Below are 22,242 nucleotides of genomic sequence, written 5' to 3' on the forward strand. Positions count from 1 at the left end.
CGTTGTCGTTGTCGGATTATTCGATTACGACAACGACAACGACAGCGTACCCGCGATCTCGGTCACCCCATCAGTTCTGATCACACCCCCCAAGCCCCCCGACGACGGTCAAACGGCCGCTGGCGACGGGCAACCCCCCGCCCTCGACCAGAAACCGGTAGATGGCACTCGGGCCCAGGGCCAGTTCGCGCCAGACCGAGATCCGCAGCGGGGCCTCGATCTGGTCCAGGTAATCCTGGGACAGCGCAATCTCCTTCACCGCCGCCAGCAGTGACCGCTGCGCCGCGCCGGGGGCCGCGCGCGCTGCCAGGGCCGCGTGGAGGGCGGTCGCCTGGCAGGCATATTCGATGGCATGGACAGCGGCGAGGCGCCCATTGCGGCGCAGCGGATGGTGCGGGTCCCCATGGGACACCGCGGTACAGACCAGGGACTCCGGGTCCCAGGACACCAACGCATCGAGCAGGCACATGGGGGCGGCGTGCGGCAGCAGGGCGCACAGTTCATTGCGATCGGTCATTGCCGGCCTACCCGGACCAGCAGGTCCAGGTCCTCGAGATAGGGCAGCCGGACCGTCCCCTCGCCCCCGGCCGCAATGCGGTAGAGCAGCGGCAGGACCCGGGCCGCGGGATTGCCGACACGCAGGACCTCGAGCGCCGGGTCCAGGCCCGGGGGTAACGGGTCCGGCACGCCCGGGGTGGTCAGGTCCAAGGCGAGGGTGGCCACCGGCTGCGCCGCGCCGAGCGCCGCCGCGCTCAGCACCAGGGCGCAGGCGAAGGGGCCCTCCAGGTGGCGATGGGAATCGAGCAGCGCGGGGCCGGGCAGGTCATAGGCCACCAAGAGCACGGGTCGGTCGGTATCGGCGAGCTGGGCGGCGCACTCCAAGAGACCTGCGGCCAGACTGCCGTCCCAGGCGGAGAGGCTGGTGGACGCCTGGCGGCAGCCGTGGGCGATGGACCAGTAGCCAGCCACCGCGTTGTGGACCGAGTTGTGGAAGACGGTGGGTGAGACCGGGATGTGGCGACCGAAGATGTCGGTGCAGAGCCGATCGATGATGCCCAGATCCGACTCGGACGCGGTGAACACGCTCGACAGTTCGCGCGGGTCCAGCGCGAGACCAGCACATGCCTGCTCCGCCGCGGCCAGGGCCAGCCGGGTCCCGAGGGTGGCGCGGCGCCGCTCGTTGGACGGCAGTGCGGCGGGTGCCAGGGGGGGAATGGGCGCCGCCACATAGGGCCGCCGACCGGTCAGGACGGCGCCCGTGCTCTCCCAGTCCGGCAGGCCCGGGGCGACCAGGCCCACCCCGATCAGGTGCAGTGGGGTCATGGCTGCCCCAGGATCAGGCAGCAATTGCTGCCGCCGAAGCCGAATGAATTGCTCATGACCCGCCGGGGTGCCCCCGGGCGGGGGTGCGTAAGCACCCGCAGGGCGAGATCCGGGTCCTGGACCTTGGTCCCCTGGGTACCGGGGAGCAGCCCGCCCGCCATGCAGACCAGGCACAGGGCGGCCTCGACGGCCCCGGCCGCCCCCAGGGTGTGACCGGTCGCGCCCTTGGTGGAGCCGGCGGCGACCCCCGGCCCGAAGACCCGGGCCATGGCCCGATCCTCCGCGCGATCGTTCACCGGCGTGCCGGTCCCGTGGAGGTTGACGTAATCGATGGCGGCGGGGGCCAGCCCGGCCCGTGCGAGCGCCGCCGTCATCGCCAGCACGGCGCCGTCGCCGTCCGGGTGGGGCGAGGAGATGTGGTGGGCGTCGCTGCTCTCCCCGGTGCCCAGGAGGGCCGACTGGCCGGGCGCGGACGCGGCGCGCTCCAGCAGCAGAAAGCCCGCGCCCTCCCCGATGCTGATGCCGGTCCGCCCCAGGCCCCAGGGGCTGGCCGGCCGGGGGGAGAGCAGTTCCAATGATTGGAAGCCGTAGAGGGTGGTCGCGCACAGGGTATCGACCCCGCCCACCACCGCCGCGTCGCACAACCCGGCCCGCAGGTAGCGGTCGCCGGCGGCGATGGCCTTGGCCCCGGAGGAGCAGGCGGTGGAGATGACCAGGGCGGGACCCGCGAGCCCCAGGAGGCGTCGGCAACAGGCGGCGAGCGCAAAATTGGTATGGGTATGGGCGTAACGCAGGTCCGCCCCAAGCGCGTCGCGACCCTGCTCAAAATACCGCCGGTAGCACTGCTCCGTGTGGTTGAGCCCGGCGGTGCTGGTGCCGAGGAAGACCCCGATGCGCCCTGCCCCATGGCGCCGGGCGGCCTCGGCGACCCGCTCCCGGAAGCCGTCCTGCCCCAGGGCCAGGGCGGCCAGACGGTGATTGCGGCAGTCATAGTCGGCGAGTGCGCCGGTCAGGGGCGCCGTCTCCAGCCCCTCGACCTGGCCTACCCAGGTGTCCAGGTCGAGGCCGGGGAGCGTGCAGCGGCGCAGCCCGGGGCCTTCCCCGCACAGGGCGGCGAGGGTGGCGGCACACCCGGCGCCGAGCGCGCTCGTCAGGGTGTAGGCGGTGATACTGGCTGGGATGGGGGGCATGGGGACATCCGGTTCCGGCGGTCGGGTCGAAGCGCATCGGATCAAGAAACAAGCGGTACGCGAATGAACGCAAATCAGCGCGCAAAAGGCAAGGGGGGATTGTCGGCGGCCTGGGCTCTTGGTGGGTCTTGGGCGGGGCTGGTCACCCAAGAAGGCGCGCTCAGCCGTCAGCCGTCAGCCATCAGCCGGATGTCTATCAGCGTCTTACGAGCCTTCGCCGTCGTCCCAGAAGTCGTAGAAATTAAACCAGTTGTAGGGGGCCATGCGCGTGTGGTGCTCCAGGCGGGCGGCGTAGCGCTGGACCCAGTCGGCCAGGATCTCGCGCCGCCGGGGACGCGGGGCATCGAGCCGGTCCGTGAAGCGCTCGAAATACACGTCGTATCGGTTGCCGCCGCGGTAGAGCCCGAAGAACAACAGGACCGGCACCCGGGTGACCGCCGCCAGGGCCAGTGGGCCCAAGGGAAAGGAGGCGGTGCGGCCAAAGAAACGGCAGGCAATCCTGGGCTCCCCCGGGGCGTTGCGGTCGCCCAGAAGCCCGACCACGCCACCCGCGTCCAAGGCCTCTTTGACCGCCAGCAAGGTATTGGGTGCACCCAGCGGGATTACCGTCTGCGCAATCCCGGGGTTCAAGGCCGCCAGCACCGTGGTGATGATCTCATTATGTTCGGGCTGCATCAGGATCTTGAGCGGGAGCCGCTCGCGCTCCACGCCCAGGGCGCGCAGGACCTCGAAGCTCCCCAGGTGCGAGCCCAGGAGCAGGAACCCCTGGCCGGACGCGACCAGTTCGGTCACCCACCCTTCCCCATGCAGCCGGACCGCGAGCAACGACTGGCGCCCGGCGATCAGGAAGACCCGGTCCAGGATGGTGGCGGCGAAGCAATGGATATGCCGCGCGACCTGGGCCAGACCCGCCGGGCGGCCACTGATCTGCGCCAGGAAGCGGCGTGACGCGGCCCGCTGCGGACCAGCCCTGACGAGAAAATACAGGGTGATGGGATAAAGCAGGAGGCGTGCCGCCGGTCGGCCCAGGTGGAGGGCGACCCACCGGATGATAGCGACGGCCAGACGATTCCCACGCTCGCGCTGCTCCGCCCAACCGGCGCTCATTGCGCCGGTGCGACGCGGATCAGACCGGAGCAGATCAACTCATTCGCACGCAGACAACGGAAGGCCACCAGCCCATCCGCCCGCGCCGCGCCCCCGGCGGGGGGCTCGAAGCGGACCTGCACCGGCTCATTCGGGCCCAAGGGGGCGTGGAACTTGGCGAACGCGAGCGTGTAGAAGGGACCGTCCCAGGCCGCGAGGACCTGCTCCAGGATCAGCGAGCCCGGCACCACCGGCAGGTCGGGGAAATGGCCGGCGAGGGCCGGATGCCCGCCCGGGATGACGAAGCCGTCGGCACCGCTCATCGCGCGCCGCCCCCGCGGGCCTGTACCAATTCCAATAGCCGCTCGCGCGGGCACTTGCCGGTTTCGTTGCGCGGTAGCCGGTCCACCAGCACCAGGGTGCGCGGCAGGAAACAGGGGTCGATCCGCTCGCGCAGGGCCGCCAGCAAAGCCGCCCGGTCGAGTCCGGGGGCAACGGCGACCACGGCCAGGCGCCGGACCTCGGGCGCCTCTCCCGCGGGGATCACGAAGACCCCATCGGTGACCCCCGGGATGGCGTTCAGGCGCAGGTTCAGATCCGCGAGCGAGGCCCGCTTGCCCGCGATCTTGACCATGTCGCTGCCGCGTCCGAGCAGTTGGAAAGTCCCGTCGTCATGCAGTTTAAGGATATCGCTCAGGGGGACCGGCGCGGGCAGGAAGTCCGCCGTGACCGCACAACGCTCGCCCTGGGCCGCCGCGCTCGCGCTGTCATACCACTGCCAGTGCGGGCCATCGAGCGTCCGCCGACTGGCGATGGAGCCGGCCTCGGTGCAGCCGTAGATCTCGCACACCCGGGTACCCAGGCGCTCCTCCACCAGCCCCGCCAACTCCCCACTCAGGGGCGCCGTGGCGGAGATCACCAGCGCGACCTCGGGCCAGTCGCCCATCGCATCGACGCAGGCCGCCAGGTGGATGGGGGTCGTCACCAGTACGCGCGGGGCCGGGACCCGGGCGAGGGCGAGTCGCAGGTCCTCCGGGAAGAAGGGCCGGCCCGCGTCCACCGCGGCGCCGACCGCCAGCGGGACCGCTACCGACAGTTCCAGGCCGTACATGTGCTGGGGTGGCACCGTGGCCACCACCGTGGTCGCGGGTCCGATGCCGAAGCGCCGCGCCGCTACCGCGGCGCAGGCCATGACGTCGCCCCAACGCTTGGGGTGGGGCTGGGGCTTGCCGGTACTGCCCGAGGTGAAAACCAGGATCGCCTCCCAGGCGGCGGCGATGACCGGGGCCGGGGGCTGGATCAGGGGCCGCGCCGCGGCCGGATCGGCGGGCGCTGCCACCAGCCATGCGGGGGTACGCAGTCCCGCCACCGGCGCGTCGCTCAGGCACAGCGCGCCGGGGTAGGCCGCGACGATCTCCTCAATGCTGTGAGGCAGGCGGTTGGGGGGCAGCAGGGTCTGGACCCCGCGCACCAGGGCCGCGCACAGCGCCAGGATGAAGAGACCGCGGTCCTCGCACAGATTGATCACAAAGGGGGCCGGCGGCAGTGCCGCGGCGAGCCGGACGGCCTGCGCCAACAGGTCTGCCTGCGACAGGACCTGGCCCGGCCGGCGGATCAGCGGCGAAGACGCCGCGGTGGCGGGCCGCAAACCGGGCATCAGTGCAATCTGGGCCATGGTGTCTGGCATCGGGCTCTCTACCGGCTGACGCCGACTGGACCGCGTGCCGGTTCAGCGGTTGGCGCGAATGTGCTCGGTCAGGCTGCGCAGCGAGGCGAAGACCGCCCGCAGCGCCGGGTCCTCGGAGCTCAAGGTGACACCGTATCGCTGCGAAACGGCGAGCGCCAACTCCAAGGCGTCGATCGAATCGAGCCCCAGTCCCTGACCGAACAGCGGCGCGTCGGGATCGATCTCCTCGGGCCTCAAGTCTTGCAGCTGCAGCGTCTCGACGATGAGGCGGCCGACCTCGCTCAGCAGTGAATCTTCGCCCATTCGCTTCTCCCCTTATCACACAACGTCGCCCACTGACCAAGCGCCCATGAGTGGGCGCCGACGACCCAGCGCTCGGGCGATTCTGGTCCGCACGGCCGCGCGATTATGGGGTCAACGCCGACCGGCCGCAAGCCGGGCCGTAGCGCCCGGCGGCGGGGGCCGGATGCATGACCGCTTGGTCGCGCAGCAGGCCGAACCGCATCCGGCGCCCCGCGGCGCGAAAGCCAACCTCTTCCAGGGTGCCCCGCACCTCCAGGGTGCCCCGCACCACCGCCTCGGGCGCGACCCAGCCCTCCGCGCAGGTGTCCGCAGGTTCGCCCCTGCGCCGGAAACCGGCCTGCCTTCAGTCCTTCGCGCCGCTAAAGTAGGGGTCAAATGCGGCCTCGGACTGGTGATGGTGGCCATCGGGCTCCAACTGCGGGAGCAGAAAGTCTAGACTGCTCAAGATCCATGCCTGCACAATCCCTCTGCGTTATCACCCCGCTCGCCGTGCCTGGTGCGGACGGCCGGGTCTGCCCGAAGTGCCGAACAGCCAACGACCCGGCCGCGCTGGAGCGGCGCGAGTATCGGTGTGCCGGTTGCGGTCTGGAGTTGGCGCATCTCGACCTGGCGGCTAATGGCGTTGTGCGTGGGATCTTCGGTTGGCTGCTGAGCCCAGGCACCCTGGTCCGCGAGCGCTACCAGGTCGTCGATGTACTCGGTAAGGGTGGATTCGGCGTTACCTGTCTCGCGGACGACCTCCACCTCGCGGGAAAGCGATGCGCGCTCAAGGAAATCCCGGGGCTGCTGTCCGACGAGTACGAAACTCGCCTGCTCGGGCGCCTCAATCATCCCACCATTCCGGACATCATCGATCGCTTCGAGGCGGACGGCATGGTGTACTTGGTCTTGCAATTCGGCGGCAGTCGGACCTTGCGGATCGAGATGGAACGCCACGGCGGGCGTATCCCGCTCCTATTGCTGCTGCCCTGGATCGAGCAGGTCTGTGCCGCGCTGCTCTATCTTCACTCTCAGGACCCACCCATCATTCATCTCTCTATTGCACGCTCACCGGGCAGCTCCCGCCCGCGGCGCAGGAACGCAGCACCGGGACCGTCCTCGAACCGCCGTCCCGGTGGTTGCCCGAGATCCCCCCACTGCTGGATGCCGCGATTGTCCAGGCGTTGGAGCTGAACCTCCAGAAGCGCCAGCAGAGTATCGCGGAACTGGCGCACTGTCTGGAGTTGGTACGCAGCGGCGGTGCGAGTGCGCGCACCGTCGTCGCGGTCGGTAGCAGTGCGGTGACGGCCGGACCGTCGGCGGCCGCGGCGGTGCGTTTAGCCGGGGTTGAATTTCCGTCGCTACGCCACGCGCAGCGGACTACGCCCGCGCCCTGCGTTGGCGAGCAGTGGCCGGTCGAGCCCAAGGCGTGGCCGCGCCCCGGAGTCTGGGCCTGGGTCGGGATGGCACTAGCCGGTGCCATCTTGGTTGGGGGCGGGGGCTGGCTGTACCAACCGGCCGCCGACCGGGGGTCGGCGGGGGGCCGGCAAATCTTGTCGCTCCCGGTAGCCCAATGCCGCTGTCGGCCAAGAGGGATGCAGACATTGCGCCGCCGGCGGCGACCGCACCAGTGGGTATCCTCCCGCCGTCCGGCGCAACCGCTGCGGCGGCGGCCGTTGCCGCCGTCGAAGCCGTCGCCCGTTCAGGCGTCGCCCCAAATCCAACAACCGTCGGCAGGTGCATTACAATGCCCGACGACCCAAACGACGGGACCGATTCGTTATAGCCCGCCGGGGCTGGGCAAGGGCGCGTGCGGTGGCCGCTGTGCTCGGTCTGTACAAGTACAAGTGCCTACACAGTATCAGGAAACGGGCGCCGAAGAGGGGGTGAAGAGGGTCGAGCCGACCTGGTCGAGTTGCTGGTAGACCCGGCGCAGCCAGACCTTGACGCGCTGACGGTCCATCAGACCCAGGCCGGAGTCTTTGTTGTGGGCACCGGCCCAAAGGCTGATGCCCTGGTGGTCGATCTTGCGCATGGTGCCCGCGTGCAGTTCGGGCAGGTCCAAGACTAGGGCCCCGAGCTGCTGGGCACGCGCGCGCACCGGCGACGCGTCGAATGCGGAGAAGTCCCGGCCGCGACCGTAGTTCCTGACCGCGACATAGACGGCCTGGTCCAGGTAGCGCTCGCATAGGGCGGCGAGCAGGGCGATGCCGTCGGCGCCATCGTCCAGCACATGCCAGAAGACGACCGGAATCTGCTCCTCACCGGCCAGGTTGAGTAGATCGTTCTGCTCGATCCAGCGGTGCAGCGGCAGCGACGTTTGGGCGGCCAGGTCCACGAGGATGTCCTGGTTCGTCGCCAGTGCCGCCTCCATCAGCTGGTCGGCGCTCTCGAACTCATCCAGCACGATGGGCCGACTGTAGTGCGCGTAGAAGCGCAGGAGCGCGCCGTGCGACCGGTCGGTGTCGAAGGCGGTGAAGGGGAGTTGGTGGTCGATGTGATACTGTGCCAGCAGCCGCGCCAGGACGGACTTGCCGACCCCGCCCTTCTCGCCGCCGACGAAATGGATCTTGCTCATAGTGCTGCTTGCCTGATTGGACGGGGGAGGACCCGGGTTGGGGGTCAGCGGAGCGACTGCCCGCCGGGGCAGCATGGTAGCCCTTCGCGCCCCAGTCCCCAACCCCCGGCCGCCGCGAGGACAATGTCCGGGTTGCTCGACCCTCTGGCCGGGCGCGACCGCGCGGCCCGCCACGACTTGCCGTCGGGTGATCGCACTGCGCCGCGCCGCGTCAGGCCGCCCACGCGCGTGCCTGTTCTTCGTCACCTGCGAGCACCCGACCATCGCGCAATAACCCTAGTGGCACAGCATTTATTCTTCTGGCAGGAAGCGGCTTAGGCTTAGCTGACCTTAATGAGCGAGAAAAAGAGAGATCATTCGCCGCCTTAGGTCTGATCTTGAATGTTCTATTGCCCATGTCTCTGCGACTTATCTGGTAAGAAGGGCTAAAGGACAATAGGAAGGGGAAGGGGATGGGGATGGGGTCAGGTCGGCCCTTTGCCTCCGGTCAGGCGAAAGGCACGAGCTGTCCCTCTGTCCTTGACCCCCTGTCCTCACTTATCCATGATCGGCCTATGATTCCGTCGTCTGACCGTTGAAGTGTTCCTGGTCCGCCTGCGCGTCGGCGCGGGTATGATGGATGACGCCGTCGCGATGATTCGGCGGTGCATAGAGGGTATAGAGCTTTAGTGGAACGGTGCCGGTATTGATAATGTTGTGCTGGGTCCCGGCGGGGACGAGCACCGCGAAGCCCGGGCGGATAGCCGTGGAGACGCCATCGACAAGGGCCACGCCGGACCCTTCTCTTACGTGAAAGAATTGATCCAACTGGTGCACCTCCATGCCGATATCCTCCTTTGGTTTCAAGGCCATGACAACGAGTTGACAGTTCTTCGCCGTGTAGAGCACCCGGCGGAAATCTTCATTTTCGACAGCGACGCCTTCGAGGTCTTTGACATAGCCTTGCATAGCAGTTCTTCCAGTTCACGGCGACCTGCTGCAACAAGGTCCAGCAGTTCGGCTTTGGGTTACGGATCGACGTGCATGGTGCACCGCAGAGCATCGCCTTTCCGTTCGGTATCGCACCGAGCCTGTTCGGTCTTCGGTGTAGGGTGCCGCGGTAGCGATGGCAACACCGGTTCCACGCCCGGGTTATGACCAGCTTCCTCATGGCTCAGTGCACTGATAGGAGACGCTCATGAACAAAGAACAAGTCAGCGGATGATGAGTCCGCCGGCCCAGGCGCTGCCGACGGCTCCCGGAAAGTGAAGGAACCAACCCTGGGGCATGGCCTGACAGACTGAGGGTAGCGAGACGACCATGGGTTTGATTCCCGCCTGCAGCCGCTTGGCGTTCTGGGGCGCCCCGTCGAGTTGCTGTCCGTCATCCCCCGCACCGGAGCTGGCGCCCATGTTGACCGATCCCTTGTTGCGTGTGCCGCGTGCCGTCGGCCGCGGGCTGGGCCGCTTGGCGGTCGGCTCGCTGGCGCTGCTGCTTCTATTCGAGGAATGGGGTTGGGAGCCGCTGCATCGGGGGCTGATCCGGCTTCGCCGATTGCGGGTGATGCGCCGGACCGAGGCCGCGATCACAGGACTGCCGCCGGGTGCCGCGCTCACGGTGCTGCTGCTACCGACGCTGGTACGCCTGGAAGGAGGCGCTCTTGGCATCAGTGCGCGCGTCCTGGGCCTGGCGCACCGGCCGTGCGGTCAAGTGGCGGCTGCGGCGCTGGGTGGCGCTGTGGCAGCGGCCATGAGGGAGGGGGTGTCAGGTCTTGCCGTTTTCCTCCTGTCAGGCAAAAGGCGAGACCTGATGATCCCCTGTCCTCCTGAATGGGCAGAGCGGCAGCGATGCCCATCATCTCGGGGTCGCTGCGGGCTGATGGGCATCGCGGCGCTCTGCCCATCCTACGATCTTTCTTTGTTCCTCCGTGTCTTTGTGAGAGAACCTCTTTCTTCGAGCGATGGGGACAGATCACGCCGTCCGAGCGGGACGCGGGCGCTAACCCGCCGCCCGCAACTTGGTCACCTTGTCCTTGGTCTCCACGACCTCCGGTCCCGGGGCGGTTTCAAACTCCGGCCCCTTGCCCTTCAAGATGCGCTCGATGCTGCGGGCATTGCGGGCCAGGTAGATGGTCAGTTCCTCCAGGTCGTGCTCGGCGAGGTCCGGCAGGACGCGGTCGTGGCGCAGGAGGTCGGCCAGGCGCTCGGCCGTCTCCAGGGCCCGGTCGTAGGCGTCCGCGGCCTTTTTGTCGGTGGTGCGCAATCTCTCGATCCCCTTCTGGTCTCTGACGACGTATTCGATCTCGATCACGGTGCCGGGCTCCCGATGCGTTGAGGCGGCGCGCGGCGAACTGCCGCGAGCGGCGCCGACGAAGGGGTGAGTGTACTGGCGATAAAGCCAGTTTGGAAGCGGGGATGATGGGTTTCGCTGCGCTCAACCCATCCGGGGATATCCGGCCGATCGCTGGGGCGGCGTCTGTCCCCATCCCAACAACGCCGCCGCCGCGCACCTGTCGGATTGTCGACAACCCTCCGGGCGCCCGTGCGGCAACTGCAAAACAAACAGGGGCTTCGTCGCTGCCGGCAGACTCGGCACGGGGCTTGCTGTAGTCACTCCAGAGTCAGTTTGATACCCACGGGCCGGGCGCCCGGGACTTCTGGAGACATGCGATGGCGTTGAAGGTCATAGGTCCAGGTGCAGGCGCACCCGCCACGGGTGGCTGCGCGTCGAGCGGTTGCGGTGGCAGTTCGGATGCGCTCGCGCACCTGCCGGAACATATCCGGGCCAAGGTCCACAACCACCCCTGTTACTCTGAGGATGCTCACCATCACTATGCCCGGATGCATGTGGCGGTGGCCCCCGCCTGCAATATCCAGTGTCACTACTGCAACCGCAAGTACGACTGCGCCAACGAGTCGCGCCCGGGGGTGGTCTCCGAGGTGCTGACCCCGGACCAGGCGGTGAAGAAGGTCATGGCGGTGGCGGCCAATATTCCGCAGATGACGGTGCTCGGCATCGCCGGACCCGGCGATCCACTGGCCAACCCCGGGCGCACCCTGGATACCTTCCGGCAATTATCGGAGAAGGCCCCGGACATCAAGCTGTGCGTCTCGACCAACGGGCTGGCGCTCCCCGAGACGGTGGATGAACTGTGCGCGCACAACATCGACCATGTGACCATCACCATCAACTGCGTGGACCCCGACGTGGGGGTCAAGATCTATCCCTGGATCTTCTGGAAGGGGCGTCGGGTAAAGGGCCACAAGGGGGTGGCGATCCTGATCGAACAGCAGCAGAAGGGGCTTGAGATGCTGGTTGCCCGCGGGGTGCTGGTGAAGGTCAACTCGGTCCTGATCCCCGGGGTCAACGATGAACACTTAAAAGAGGTCAGCCGCGTGGTCAAGGCCAAGGGGGCCTTCCTGCACAATGTGATGCCGCTGATCGCGGAGCCGGAGCACGGGACCTTCTATGGCGTCATGGGCCAACGCGGGCCGACCCATGAGGAGTTGCAAGCGCTCCAGGACGCCTGCGCCGGGGATATGAATATGATGCGCCACTGCCGTCAGTGCCGGGCGGACGCGGTGGGGATGCTCGGGGAGGATCGCGGTCACGAGTTCACGCTCGATAAGATCGAGACCATGGAGATCGATTACGGCCAGGCCATGGAGCGGCGGCGCCAGGTCCATGCCGCCATCGAGGCCAATCGGGAGGCGCAGCGCAAGAAGAGCGGTGAGACCTTCATCTCGCCGACGTCGATCAAGCGGACCAGAAAGGCGACGCGCCCGGTCCTGATGGCGGTGGCGACCACCGGGGGCGGGGTGATCAATCAGCACTTCGGTCACGCCCGGGAGTTCCTGATCTACGAGGCGAGCGCGGCCGATGTGCGCTTCATCGGCGTGCGCAAGGTCGATCTCTATTGTGCCGGCGGGGATTCCTGCGGGGATGCGCAGACGGCGCTGGCGAAGACCATCCGCACCCTGTCCGGCTGCGAGGCGGTGCTGTGTTCCAAGATCGGCTTTGAACCCTGGGGGCAACTGGAGGCGGCGGGGATCGCGCCCAACGGCGAGCGCGCCCTGGAGCCCATTGAGGAGGCGGTCGCCGCGCTCTATCAGGAATTGGCCGCCGCCGGGCGCCTGGAGCAGCCGACACCCGTCGCGGAGCGGATGCGCGCCTGAGGCGAGGTGACGCCCGGAAGAGAAACGGTCCGCAAATGAACCCGACCCCCGGCCGCGCCGGCACCGGAGATATGACCGATGGCATTCCAGATCGTTGAAGGCTGTGTGAACTGCTGGGCCTGCGAGCCCCTGTGCCCGAGCCAGGCCATCTTCGCGGCCAAGCCCCATTTTCTGATCGATGCGGCCAAGTGCACCGAGTGCGAGGGCGACCACGCCGAGCCCCAGTGCGCCGGCATCTGCCCGGTCGAGGGGGTCATTCTCGATGCGCTCGGGGTGCCGCTGAACCCGCCGGGGTCGCTGACCGGGATCCCCCCGGGGCTTCTCACCGCGGCCATGGCCGAAATCAGGGCGCGCTGATCATGGCCACCTTCGCCCTGACCGCACCCGCTGAACTGGTCTTCTACGAGAAGCCCGGCTGTCTCTCCAATGCCCGCCAGAAGGCCCGACTGGTGGCGGTGGGGCACTGTCTGGAGGTCCGCAACCTGCTCGCCGAGGGCTGGACGGCGGAGCGTCTGCGGCCCTTCTTCGGCGCCCGGCCGGTGGCGGAGTGGTTCAACACCTCGGCACCGCGGGTACGCAAGGGCGAAATCCACCCCGAGGCGCTGTCCGAGGCGCAGGCCCTGGCCCTGATGGTTACCGATCCGCTGCTGATCCGCCGGCCCCTGATCGAGACCGCGGGGCTCTGCGACTGCGGTTTCGAGCCCGGCCCGGTGCTCGCCGCCCTGGGCGTCGAACTGGAGGCGGGTGAGGACCTGCAATCCTGCTCGCGGGGCGGGGAGGCGCCGACCTGCCCGGAGGTCTCCACCTCGCAGTTGAGTTCGGCCGGCAGCGCCGCGGGGGTGCGCCTGTGAGCCTCGGCAACGGCGTCGCCACGGCCCCGGCCGCCGGCCAGGGCGCGGTCCAGATCGCCCCCGGTGTGCATTGGATCGGGGCCCTGGACCCGACGCTGCGCACCTTCGACATCATCCTGCGCACCGCCAACGGGACTACCTATAACTCATTCCTCGTCCGCGGCGATGAAGGCGTCGCGGTGGTGGATACGGTGAAGCTGGAATTTGCCGACGAGTTTTTCCGGCGCCTGGAGTCGGTGGCGGACTATGCCGAGATCCGGGTAATCGTCCTCAACCACCTGGAGCCGGACCACAGCGGTGCGCTCCCGGAGCTGATGCGCCGCGCACCCCAGGCGCGACTCTATATCTCGAGTCGCGCCACCTCCATGCTCAAGGCGCTCCTGAAACCCAAGGAGGAGGCGCGGCCCTTCGAGTACGAGACGGTCGGCACCGGTGACGAGGTGTCGCTCGGCAACCGCACCCTGCGTTTTCTGCATACCCCCTTCCTGCACTGGCCCGACACCCAGTGCACCTATCTGGTGGAGGAGGGGGTGCTGTTCTCCGGGGATATCTTCGGCTGCCACTATTGCGACAACCGGCTCTTCAACGATCGGGTCGGTGATTTTCGCTTCTCCTTCGATTATTATTACGCGCACATCATGAGGCCCTTCAAGGCCCATGTCGTCGAGGCCCTGAAGCTCATCGAGCCGCTGGCGCTCAAGATCGTGGCACCCACCCATGGCCCGATCCTGCGCGACCGCCCGCGCCGCTATGTGACCCACTACCGGGAGCTGTCCACCTCCAGTCTGGTGGACCAGATCGGCAATGAGGAGCGCTCGCTTGTGGTCTTCTATATGAGCGCCTACGGCAGCACCGCGCGCATGGCGGAGGCGATCCGCACCGGGGCCGAGGAGGAGGCCGGCGTGCGGGTCTCGCTCTATGACCTGGAGGGCGGCGAGACGGCGCCCTTCGTGGACCTGATCGAGGAGGCCGATGCACTCGCCTTCGGCTCGCCCACCATCAATGGCGATGCGGTCAAGCCGGTGTGGGACCTGCTGTCGTCGCTGGCGGTGATCAACCTCAAGGGCAAGCTCGGTGCCGCCTTCGGCTCCTACGGCTGGAGCGGGGAGGCGGTGCGCATGATCGAGGACCGGATGCGGGGGCTGAAGATGCGCGTGCCGGTGCCGGGGCTGCGGCTCAAGCTGATCCCGACCGATGATGAATTGATCGAGTGCCGCGAGTTCGGCCGCAAGCTTGCCAATGCCCTGGTGGGGGGCGAGCAGGGGCGGGTCATCGATTTCTCGGAGCTTGGGTAGTGGTCAGTGGTCAGTGAATAGTTGCCCGTGACCAGCAACCACGCTCCACTAAGGAACGGTTCACGAATCAGTTAAACAAGTCCATTGGGGGATGCTTGTCGCGTCGTTGTCGTTGTCGTTGTCCTAATCGAGGTTATCGTAGCGCCCCGGATTCGCCCGCACGCGCAATCGCATCGCTTCTCCGATTACGACTACGATTACGATTACGATTACGACAACGACAACGACAACGATTGTGTTGGGTTCAACTTGTTCTTGACTCGTACTAACCACTCACCACTCACCACTAACTACCGGAGTCTGACACATGGCAAAAGCGAAGGTCACTTTCGAGGATATCAACCAGACGGTCAATGTGCCGGCCGGCACCCGGGTCATCGAGATCTCGGAGAAGATCGGGGCCGGGATCATCTATGGCTGCCGGGAGGGCGATTGCGGCACCTGCATGATGCATGTGATCGAGGGCTGGAACAATCTGACCGAGCCCTCGGTGCTGGAGGAGAAGGTCCTGCGCGAGAACATGGCCAACCGTCATGACCGCCTCGCCTGTCAGGCGCAGGTCCTGGGCGACTGCAAGGTCAAGCCGGCCTGATGGCCGGCGTCACTCTCACTACGCACACACTGCCGGAGTAAAACCATGGCACTCGTTACCTTTTCAAGCCCCGAATACAAGGACAAGACGGTTTACGCCGTGGCCGGGAGCCACACCGAGACCCTGCTGAAGCTCGCCAAAGAGAACAAGGTCCCGGTGCACCACGACTGCCAGGACGGTGAGTGCGGCAACTGCGTGGTGCGCGTCACCAGCGTGGACAGCAAGAACCAGCGCATGGGCGGCCTGCTGACCGAGAAGGAGAAGGTGGTCCTGCGCCAACTGGGAAAGATCACCCCGGAGGATATCGATCGGATGGCGGTGGATGACCTGCCCTCCGAGTGGCGCCTGGCCTGCCAGATGATCGTGCGCGATGAAGACATCCTGGTGCAGTATTGAGTCAGGCCCGGCAGCGGTCGAGCCTCAATGCTCGTCTTGGACCTGACCACTGAACTGACCGGTGCCGCCGTGCCCGCCGACCGGCTGCAGGCGCGGGCGGCGGGCGCCTATCTGGGGCTCGCCGTGGGGGATGCCTTGGGTGCCACGGTCGAGTTCCTGATCCCCCGGGAGATCCTCGAGCAATACGGGGTCCATCGGGAACTCTTGGGCGGCGGCTGGCTCAAACTGCGCAAGGGCCAGGTGACCGACGATACCGAGATGAGCCTGGCCCTGGGTCAGGCCATCCTCAGCGCCGGTGGCGTGGCGGCGGGACCTATCGCCGCCGCCTTCAGCGACTGGATGAGGCGCAAGCCGGTCGATATCGGCAACACGGTGCGGCGCGGCATCGCCCACTACCGTCAGACCGGTGAGACCCAGGTGCCGGAGAGCGACTATGACGCCGGCAATGGCGCCTGCATGCGCGCGCTCCCCATCGCGCTCGTCACCCTGGGCGCCGATCTCGAAGAGGTCGCGGCGGCCAACCGGATCCAGTCACACACCACCCACCACACCGCCCTGGGGGACGCGGGGACCCTGACCGTGCTGCGCATGGTCCAAGCCGCCCTGCAGGGCGCCCGGCGCGATCACCTGAAGGACCTGGCCGACGCCCTGGTGGCGCAGGCGCCGGCCTACCGCTATGATCGACGGCGCATGGAGAACCCGGGCGGCTTTCTGGTGGAGACCCTGAGGGCCGTCTTCCAGTCGCTGTTCGCCACCGACTGTTTCGAGGGGGCCCTCATCGACGTAGTCAACCGCGGTGGGGATGCGGACACCACCGGGGCCATCCTCGGCATGATCGCCGGCGCCCTCTATGGTGTCGAGCAGATACCGCGGCGCTGGCTCGCGACCCTGGACCCCAAGGTTGCCGCCGCCTGCCGTACCCAGGCGGGCGCGCTGCTCGCCATGTCGCCCCAGTGCCGGGGCTGATGATGGTGCGCCGCCCGGCCCCCGGGCCTGATCGTCGTCCAGGCCGCCCTCCCAGGGGCGCTGCACCCCACGGTGCGGCGCGGCCCCTGCTCAACCCGTACCGTCGGGGTTATCCGCGAGATCGCGCCGCACTGGGGTGCGGCGCTCCCAGCCGAGCCGGGCTTAACTTAACGGCAGCGGGGGCACCTCCCCCGTCCGGCGCGGGTGCAGCGATGCCTGGCTTCGCGCCTACGGAACTTCCAGCCGAAAAAAAACCCCGCCGGGGCGGGGCTCCGCGCATCAGGAGACGATTGACTTACACGCGGACCCGCCGACGCACGGCGCCCAGGCCCAGCAGGCCGATGCCCATGAGCGACAGGATGCCCGGAACCGGGGCGTTCGAGAAGGCCGGGGTACCCCAAGAGAAAGAGGCGGAGATGTTCCCACCAATCTCCTGCGCGGTCATGCGCCACGATGCGAGCGAGGGATTGGCTTGGTCGCTGAACGGAAGCGCAGTACCGAGAGCGGTTTGCGTAAAGGTGCCGGTGCCATAGAGATCCATGGCGCCCGGCTGGGTGGGATTGCGAACCAGGGAGGTCAGGCTGAATTGGAACGCGGCGCCGTTCCCGCCAACCCAGTTCATGAAGTTGGCGACATTGGGCAAGGGGGTGATCGTGAGGGGCGTCCCCAAGATGTTGCCGAGCGTCTGAGATCCAAATGTATCGTTCATCTCGGTGTTGGTGAAAAAGTCGTTAGCCGCAGCACCGGTGCCGGGATTGTAAGTCGGCGGTACGGAGGTCGTCTGCCATAGCCCGTTCCCGAAGGTGATCGAGGTGGCGTTATTCAGGTTGGTGCCGACGATCGTAACGGTGCCGCCGACGACGGCGGCGAAGCCCGCGTTGGGGTCGAAGGCGGCGGACGCGTCGAGGGAAAGGAGGGCACTGGTGCCAAGGGCCAGCGCGGCGAGGAACTTTTTCATGAATTTCTCCGGTTGACGAGCTGATAATCGTGAAGAACTGGGTGCGGTATCTAGCGTCCTGAATTACTACACGAATCATGCCAAAACATAATACCTCAGGTAAATAATTACTTAACATAAAGCCACTTTTTGAAGTGTAAAATTTTCTGACGCCTGTCGTTGGGTCCGCGGCACGGAACCCGGGCCCAGCGTCCGGCGCCTGCCCTCGCCAACGGGGCCCATCGGCCGGATGGCCTTGCGCCTGGGCGCTGTCGCGTGGGCTCGCGCCGCGGGGCGGCTTTACAGCGGGGTCGGCCCGGGCTAACGTGCCGCCGCCTGCGCCATGCGGGGGCGCGCGGCAAACCGCTCGCGCGTCAGGGGCTAAGGCTGGCCTTTCGGGCATCCCCGCGCCCGTCAACTTTGGTGCGCCGGGGCTTTGCCCGCCCACCCGCGCTGCGCCCAACGACAGCCACCCCCGATAGAGTGATCCCCATGGTGATCCTTCGTCATCGAGCGCGGCGGGCGAGGCACGGGTGCTGTTGGCCCGGGTCTATCTGGACGCGGAGCAGCCGGCCGCACCGCGTGCCGAGTGGCTTGCCCTGCGCGGGGACGCCTATCTGGGCCGCGGCGATCCGGCGCCGGCCGAGGCCGCCTACACGCGGGCGGCCGAGCACGCCACGGACCGCTGGCAGGCCTATCTGCGGCGCGCCGAGGCGCGCCTGGACGGCGGCAACCCGGACGGCGCGCGGGCGGACCTGGAGTCCGCGCGCGCTCAACCCCTACAGCGCGGAGCTCGGCTTCATCGCGGGCCTGATCGCCTTCCAGGCTCAGGACTACCCCAAGGACCAGGAGGTGCTCGAGTTGCCTGCGCGCGCCCTGATCGGTCTGGGGCAGCGCGCGGCCGGGCTCGCCCAACTGCATGCGGCCGCGCGGCTCCCGGGGGATGCACGGTCGGTCCAGCGGCTTGCCCGTACCCTGCTGGAAGCAGGCGATTAGGGGTCGGCGCAGGACCTCTTGCGCCGGAACCTGGCCGGTGAGTCGGAGTCGCTGGAACTCAAGTTGCTTCTGATCGACGCCTATCTGGCCGACGGCAAGGCGCAGGAGGCGCTAGACGAGGCGCAGGCGGCGTTCATGGCGCGGCTCAAGGCGGTGGTCCCGCACGATGTCGACCTGGCACTGGTCGAGGCCCGGTCACTGGCCGCTGCCGGTGATCAGGCGCAAGCGCTGCAGCGGCTCGCGGACCTCCATCGCTCCTCCCCGCAACATCAAGGCGCCTACCATGCGCTGGTGCAGGGCCAGCTCGCGCAGGGGGACCTGGTTGCGGCGACGCGCACGGTCAAGGAGTGGCTGGACCGACACCCGCAGGACCTCGAATCCATGGCAGCCCTTCCCCGAGAAGGATCAGGCCGCGGCGCTGCTGGGTCGGCTTTCCCCCTAGGCCGGGACGGCGAGCGGGGTGGGCTTCTTGGGATTGGCGCGGTAGAGGACGGCGATGTTGCCGATGCGGGTGACGAGCGTCGCCCCGGTCCGCTCGACCAGCGGCGCGATGAGCGCGTCGCGCAGTTCACGGTCCCCGGCGCTGACCTTGACCTTCAGCAGTTCGTGGTGGTCGAGTGCCAGGTCCAATTCGGCCAGCACGGCCTCCGTGAGCCCGGCCTGGCCGACCATGACCACGGGTTTGAGTGGATGGGCCTCGCCCTTGAGCCAGCGGCGCTGCTTGTTGGTGATGGGTGGGTGGTTCGCCATGGTCTGTCGTTCCGGGGGTCGTTGGGGTGTGGTGCGGTCGCCGCCGGTCATTCTAGCGCCTAAACCCAGGGCCGAACTTACTCCGAAGGTCGCGCCGCGGCGCTGTGGGAGCGGCTTGCGCCGCGACGGGCCTGGGGGCGCCGCCGCGGCCTTGCAGGTTACCGCGGCGTCGCGTCGCGGCTGAAGCCGCTCCCACGGGCCGGGCGTCAGCGGTGCCTGGCCCCTAACCCCTTGTGTGATCGGAGTGGAGCCGGGCAAGTCGCGGTTTACCCAGCGGTGCCGGGGGGCTAGAATGCCCCGCTTTCCCCCATCCAACCGCGGCGCCCCCGGAGCATTCTTGGATCCCCAGCCTGACCTTCGATTTCTGGTTACCCCCGCTGCCGCCGGGGTCGGCCTGCGCGGGCGGCTGCGGGTCCCGGGGGACAAGTCCATCTCGCACCGCGCCATCATGCTGGCGGCGATCGCGACGGGTGAGACGCGGATCGAGGGCTTCCTGGAGGGCGCCGACGCGCTGGCGACGCTGCGCGCCTTCCGGCGCCTGGGGGTCGCGATCACCGGGCCGGACGCGGGCCTGGTGCTGGTGCAGGGGGTCGGGCTCTCCGGCCTCAGGGCCCCCGACGGGCCGCTCGACATGGGCAACTCGGGGACCTCGATGCGCCTGCTGGCGGGGCTCCTCGCCGGACAGTCGTTCGCGACGACACTCATCGGCGATGAATCGCTGTCCCGGCGCCCGATGCGCCGCGTCACCGAACCACTGGCACTGATGGGGGCGCGGATCGAGACCAACGCGGCCGGCACCGCACCGCTGCACATACTGCCGACGGCCGGCCTGCAGGGGATCGATTATCGGATGCCGGTGGCGAGCGCCCAGGTCAAGTCGAGCCTGCTCCTGGCCGGGCTCTGCGCCGCGGGCGAGACCTGCGTGACCGAGCCGGCGCCGACCCGCGACCATACCGAGCGGATGCTGACCGCCCTGGGCTACCCGGTGCGGCGCACCGGCCCGCGCGTGTGCCTCACCGGAGCAGGGTCCGGCGGCGGCCAGTTGACCGGCGGCCGGCTCCAGGTGCCGGCGGACCTCTCATCGGCCGCCTTTTTCCTGGTCGGGGCGAGCATCGCCACGGGTTCGGACCTGACCCTTACGGGGGTCGGCATCAACCCGACGCGCCTGGGCGTGATCGACATCCTGCGCGCCATGGGGGCGGATATCGCGGTGCTCGACGAGCGCCTGGCCGGGGCCGAGCCGGTGGCGGATCTGCGGGTGCGCGCGGCGCCGCTCAAGGGTATCCGCATCCCGGTGGAACTGGTGCCGCTGGCCATCGATGAGTTCCCGGCGATCTTCATCGCGGCCGCCTGCGCGACGGGCGAGACGGTGCTGACGGGGGCCGAAGAACTGCGGGTCAAGGAGAGTGACCGCATTGCCGTGATGGCCGCCGGCCTGACCGCCCTGGGGATCGAGGCCGAGCCGCGACCGGACGGCATCCGCATCGTCGGCGGGTCGCTCGGGTCCGGCACGGTCGCGGCCCATGGCGATCACCGCATCGCCATGTCCTTTGCCATCGCCGGGCTGCGCGCGAGTGGACCGATCGAGATCCGCGACTGTGCCAATGTGGAGACGTCCTTTCCGGGCTTTGCGCGGTTGGCGGGCTCGGTGGGGTTGGGGATCGAGGAGCTTGAGGGATGACGGCCGGCGACAGTGCGGATGCCCAGCCCGGCCTTGGGGGCGGTGAGGCGCCGGGCGGGGACCCGGCGGTCCCGGTGATCACGATCGACGGCCCCTCGGGGACCGGCAAGGGTACCCTGGCGGCGCACCTGGCGGCGCACCTGGGGTGGCACTGCCTGGACAGCGGGGCACTGTATCGTGTGCTGGGTCTGGCCGCCGGGCGGCGCGGGATCGACCTGGACGATGAGGCGGCCCTGGCCGGGCTCGCCGCCAACCTGGGGATCGGCTTCGCCGCGGGCCGGGTCCTGCTCGAGGGCGAGGACTTGGGCGACCTGATCCGCACCGAGACCGCCGGCCTTGCCGCGTCGCGGGTGGCCGTCCATCCGCTGGTGCGCGCGGCGTTGTTGGACTGGCAGCGGCGTCAGGCGCGCCCCCCGGGCCTGGTGGCGGATGGCCGTGATATGGGGACCCTGGTGTTCCCGCGGGCAGGGCTCAAGGTCTTTCTCGATGCCAGTGCCCAAGAGCGCGCCGAGCGTCGATATAAACAGTTGATGGGAAAGGGGTTGGATGCTAACCTTTCCGACCTCGTGGAGGCTGTCCGCCAACGGGACGCGCGTGATCGCGACCGGCCGGTGGCGCCGCTGCGGGCGGCGGCGGGGGCGGTGCTGGTCGATTCCACCGCGCTGTCCGCCGATGACGTATTTGAACGGGTCCTGGAAGAGGTGAGGCGCGTCTTTCCGGATCAGTTCCATCAGGTGGCCGCCGATTGAATCGGCGGCGGCCTGGCAGCGGTGCCCGGTTAATCCCGGCGCACCATCGGTAAGGACCGGCGCGGTGTGCGCCGGCCTTGAGTTCAACCCACTTCCCCCCCGCCCCGGAAGGGACGGGACAGCGTGCCTCCCCCAGGTAAACAGTTTCCCATGACCGAAAGTTTTGCTGATTTATTCGAACAAAGTCTGAGTGCCACCCAACTCCAGCCCGGGACCATCGTCATCGGCACCGTGGTGGAGATCACCAGCGACAGCGTGGTGATCAATGCCGGACTGAAATCCGAGGGCGTGATCCCCAAGAGCCAGTTCATCGGCCCCGATGGTCAACTGGAGGTGGCCGTCGGCGATGAGGTGCAGGTCGCGCTCGATGCGGTGGAGGACGGCTTCGGGGTCACCCGGCTGTCGCGCGAGAAGGCCAAGCGCTTCGCCGCCTGGGACTATCTGGAGAAGGCGTTCGAGGCCGGCGATACGGTCAAGGGCCTGATCAACGGCAAGGTCAAGGGCGGCTTCACGGTCGAATTGGGTACCGTGCGCGCCTTCCTTCCCGGCTCCCTGGTGGACGTGCGCCCGGTGCGCGACACCACCTACCTGGAAGGCAAGGAGCAGGAATTCAAGGTCATCAAGCTGGACCGCAAGCGCAACAACGTGGTGGTCTCCCGCCGCGCGGTCGTGGAAGAGGAATACAGCGCCGAGCGTGACCAGCTCCTGAAGAACCTGGAAGAGGGCCAG

At 68.0% G+C, this 22,242-nt stretch carries 28 protein-coding genes; 13 read left to right on the forward strand and 15 right to left on the reverse strand.

All coding sequences use genetic code 11. The features are described from left to right. Positions 1-70 precede the first annotated feature (70 nt). From QZY48_RS30560 to QZY48_RS30595, 8 genes are all read right to left on the reverse strand, one after another. Positions 71-517, reverse strand: a complete 447-nt coding sequence (locus QZY48_RS30560; RefSeq protein ID WP_295437725.1) for a hypothetical protein — start codon at positions 515-517, stop codon at positions 71-73. Further along, positions 514-1,323, reverse strand: a complete 810-nt coding sequence (locus QZY48_RS30565) for a beta-ketoacyl synthase chain length factor (RefSeq protein WP_295437728.1) — start codon at positions 1,321-1,323, stop codon at positions 514-516. Before QZY48_RS30565 ends, QZY48_RS30560 begins: the two co-directional genes overlap by 4 nt. Continuing rightward, positions 1,320-2,513 carry a beta-ketoacyl-[acyl-carrier-protein] synthase family protein gene (locus QZY48_RS30570; protein WP_295437730.1) on the reverse strand — a complete coding sequence of 398 codons (1,194 nt, stop codon included), beginning with the start codon at positions 2,511-2,513 and terminating at the stop codon, positions 1,320-1,322. The genes QZY48_RS30565 and QZY48_RS30570 overlap by 4 nt, the downstream gene beginning before the upstream one ends. Before the next feature lie 204 nt (positions 2,514-2,717). Beyond that, entirely contained in the window at positions 2,718-3,620 is a 903-nt protein-coding gene (locus QZY48_RS30575; protein ID WP_295437733.1) for a lipid A biosynthesis acyltransferase, read from the reverse strand. Then, the gene (locus tag QZY48_RS30580; RefSeq protein ID WP_295437734.1) at positions 3,617-3,922 is read right to left on the reverse strand and encodes an ACP dehydratase; all 306 of its coding nucleotides are present in this window, start codon (positions 3,920-3,922) and stop codon (positions 3,617-3,619) included. The genes QZY48_RS30575 and QZY48_RS30580 overlap by 4 nt, the downstream gene beginning before the upstream one ends. Further along, entirely contained in the window at positions 3,919-5,286 is a 1,368-nt protein-coding gene (locus tag QZY48_RS30585) for an AMP-binding protein (protein WP_295437736.1), read from the reverse strand. The genes QZY48_RS30580 and QZY48_RS30585 overlap by 4 nt, the downstream gene beginning before the upstream one ends. 42 nt (positions 5,287-5,328) lie before the next feature. Beyond that, positions 5,329-5,589: a phosphopantetheine-binding protein gene (locus tag QZY48_RS30590; protein WP_295437738.1), complete on the reverse strand. Its 261-nt coding sequence runs from the start codon at positions 5,587-5,589 to the stop codon at positions 5,329-5,331. A 103-nt stretch (positions 5,590-5,692) separates the two neighbouring features. Next, positions 5,693-5,857 (reverse strand): hypothetical protein, encoded by a 165-nt coding sequence (locus tag QZY48_RS30595; protein WP_295437739.1) that lies wholly within the window; start codon positions 5,855-5,857, stop codon positions 5,693-5,695. A gap of 182 nt (positions 5,858-6,039) precedes the next feature. On the opposite strand from QZY48_RS30595, the gene QZY48_RS30600 reads away from it, so the two are divergent. Next, a complete protein-coding gene (locus tag QZY48_RS30600; RefSeq protein WP_295437740.1) occupies positions 6,040-6,762 on the forward strand; it encodes a hypothetical protein in 723 nt (240 codons plus the stop codon). A 667-nt stretch (positions 6,763-7,429) separates the two neighbouring features. On the opposite strand, the gene QZY48_RS30605 is transcribed toward QZY48_RS30600, so the two are convergent. The 3 genes from QZY48_RS30605 to QZY48_RS30615 all read right to left on the reverse strand — a co-directional run bounded on the left by QZY48_RS30605 (position 7,430) and on the right by QZY48_RS30615 (position 9,537). Further along, positions 7,430-8,146 (reverse strand): mobilization protein, encoded by a 717-nt coding sequence (locus QZY48_RS30605; RefSeq protein ID WP_295437742.1) that lies wholly within the window; start codon positions 8,144-8,146, stop codon positions 7,430-7,432. 552 nt (positions 8,147-8,698) lie between these two features. Further along, positions 8,699-9,094 (reverse strand): cupin domain-containing protein, encoded by a 396-nt coding sequence (locus QZY48_RS30610; RefSeq protein ID WP_295437744.1) that lies wholly within the window; start codon positions 9,092-9,094, stop codon positions 8,699-8,701. Positions 9,095-9,339: 245 nt separating this feature from the next. Further along, complete coding sequence (locus QZY48_RS30615; RefSeq protein ID WP_295437745.1) at positions 9,340-9,537, reverse strand: hypothetical protein; 198 nt, start codon at positions 9,535-9,537, stop codon at positions 9,340-9,342. Between the two features lie 191 nt (positions 9,538-9,728). Between QZY48_RS30615 and QZY48_RS30620 the strand changes: the two genes are divergently transcribed. After that, on the forward strand, positions 9,729-9,878 hold the full coding sequence (locus tag QZY48_RS30620; protein WP_295437746.1) for a hypothetical protein: 150 nt from the start codon (positions 9,729-9,731) through the stop codon (positions 9,876-9,878). Positions 9,879-10,123: 245 nt separating this feature from the next. Here QZY48_RS30620 and QZY48_RS30625 read toward each other — a convergent pair whose 3' ends face one another. Beyond that, a complete protein-coding gene (locus QZY48_RS30625) occupies positions 10,124-10,435 on the reverse strand; it encodes a YebG family protein (RefSeq protein WP_295437747.1) in 312 nt (103 codons plus the stop codon). A 359-nt stretch (positions 10,436-10,794) separates the two neighbouring features. On the opposite strand from QZY48_RS30625, the gene nifB reads away from it, so the two are divergent. The 7 genes from nifB (at position 10,795) to draG (ending at position 16,400) form a co-directional block, all read left to right on the forward strand. Beyond that, positions 10,795-12,300, forward strand: a complete 1,506-nt coding sequence (nifB, locus tag QZY48_RS30630; RefSeq protein ID WP_295437748.1) for a nitrogenase cofactor biosynthesis protein NifB — start codon at positions 10,795-10,797, stop codon at positions 12,298-12,300. 78 nt (positions 12,301-12,378) lie between these two features. Then, positions 12,379-12,657 (forward strand): ferredoxin, encoded by a 279-nt coding sequence (locus tag QZY48_RS30635; RefSeq protein WP_295437751.1) that lies wholly within the window; start codon positions 12,379-12,381, stop codon positions 12,655-12,657. A 2-nt stretch (positions 12,658-12,659) separates the two neighbouring features. After that, on the forward strand, positions 12,660-13,151 hold the full coding sequence (locus tag QZY48_RS30640; protein WP_295437752.1) for an ArsC/Spx/MgsR family protein: 492 nt from the start codon (positions 12,660-12,662) through the stop codon (positions 13,149-13,151). Further along, positions 13,148-14,446, forward strand: coding sequence for an FprA family A-type flavoprotein (locus QZY48_RS30645; protein WP_295437754.1), 1,299 nt, complete (start codon positions 13,148-13,150; stop codon positions 14,444-14,446). Before QZY48_RS30640 ends, QZY48_RS30645 begins: the two co-directional genes overlap by 4 nt. 307 nt (positions 14,447-14,753) lie before the next feature. After that, positions 14,754-15,038 (forward strand): 2Fe-2S iron-sulfur cluster binding domain-containing protein, encoded by a 285-nt coding sequence (locus QZY48_RS30650; protein ID WP_100918008.1) that lies wholly within the window; start codon positions 14,754-14,756, stop codon positions 15,036-15,038. Positions 15,039-15,083: 45 nt separating this feature from the next. Then, positions 15,084-15,434 carry a 2Fe-2S iron-sulfur cluster binding domain-containing protein gene (locus tag QZY48_RS30655; protein ID WP_100918009.1) on the forward strand — a complete coding sequence of 117 codons (351 nt, stop codon included), beginning with the start codon at positions 15,084-15,086 and terminating at the stop codon, positions 15,432-15,434. A gap of 27 nt (positions 15,435-15,461) precedes the next feature. Further along, positions 15,462-16,400, forward strand: a complete 939-nt coding sequence (gene draG, locus QZY48_RS30660) for an ADP-ribosyl-[dinitrogen reductase] hydrolase (RefSeq protein WP_295437758.1) — start codon at positions 15,462-15,464, stop codon at positions 16,398-16,400. Positions 16,401-16,695: 295 nt separating this feature from the next. Here the strand turns inward: draG and QZY48_RS30665 are convergent, their stop codons facing one another. After that, on the reverse strand, positions 16,696-17,358 hold the full coding sequence (locus tag QZY48_RS30665) for a hypothetical protein (protein ID WP_295437759.1): 663 nt from the start codon (positions 17,356-17,358) through the stop codon (positions 16,696-16,698). 831 nt (positions 17,359-18,189) lie between these two features. Between QZY48_RS30665 and QZY48_RS30670 the strand changes: the two genes are divergently transcribed. Further along, positions 18,190-18,333 carry a hypothetical protein gene (locus QZY48_RS30670; RefSeq protein WP_295437761.1) on the forward strand — a complete coding sequence of 48 codons (144 nt, stop codon included), beginning with the start codon at positions 18,190-18,192 and terminating at the stop codon, positions 18,331-18,333. A 195-nt stretch (positions 18,334-18,528) separates the two neighbouring features. Here the strand turns inward: QZY48_RS30670 and QZY48_RS30675 are convergent, their stop codons facing one another. Together QZY48_RS30675 and yhbY are read right to left on the reverse strand one after the other, a co-directional pair. Next, entirely contained in the window at positions 18,529-18,696 is a 168-nt protein-coding gene (locus QZY48_RS30675) for a hypothetical protein (protein WP_295437763.1), read from the reverse strand. Between the two features lie 75 nt (positions 18,697-18,771). Beyond that, positions 18,772-19,083 (reverse strand): ribosome assembly RNA-binding protein YhbY, encoded by a 312-nt coding sequence (gene yhbY / locus QZY48_RS30680; RefSeq protein ID WP_295437765.1) that lies wholly within the window; start codon positions 19,081-19,083, stop codon positions 18,772-18,774. Positions 19,084-19,420: 337 nt separating this feature from the next. Here yhbY and aroA point away from each other — a divergent pair, with 337 nt between their 5' ends. The 3 genes from aroA to QZY48_RS30695 all read left to right on the forward strand — a co-directional run. Next, on the forward strand, positions 19,421-20,764 hold the full coding sequence (gene aroA, locus QZY48_RS30685) for a 3-phosphoshikimate 1-carboxyvinyltransferase (protein ID WP_295437767.1): 1,344 nt from the start codon (positions 19,421-19,423) through the stop codon (positions 20,762-20,764). Continuing rightward, on the forward strand, positions 20,761-21,513 hold the full coding sequence (gene cmk / locus QZY48_RS30690) for a (d)CMP kinase (RefSeq protein WP_295437769.1): 753 nt from the start codon (positions 20,761-20,763) through the stop codon (positions 21,511-21,513). The genes aroA and cmk overlap by 4 nt, the downstream gene beginning before the upstream one ends. A gap of 150 nt (positions 21,514-21,663) precedes the next feature. Beyond that, on the forward strand, positions 21,664-22,242 hold a 579-nt coding region (locus tag QZY48_RS30695; protein WP_295437770.1), incomplete at its 3' end, for a S1 RNA-binding domain-containing protein.

The organism is uncultured Thiodictyon sp. (assembly GCF_903828115.1).
GTDB lineage: Bacteria > Pseudomonadota > Gammaproteobacteria > Chromatiales > Chromatiaceae > Thiodictyon.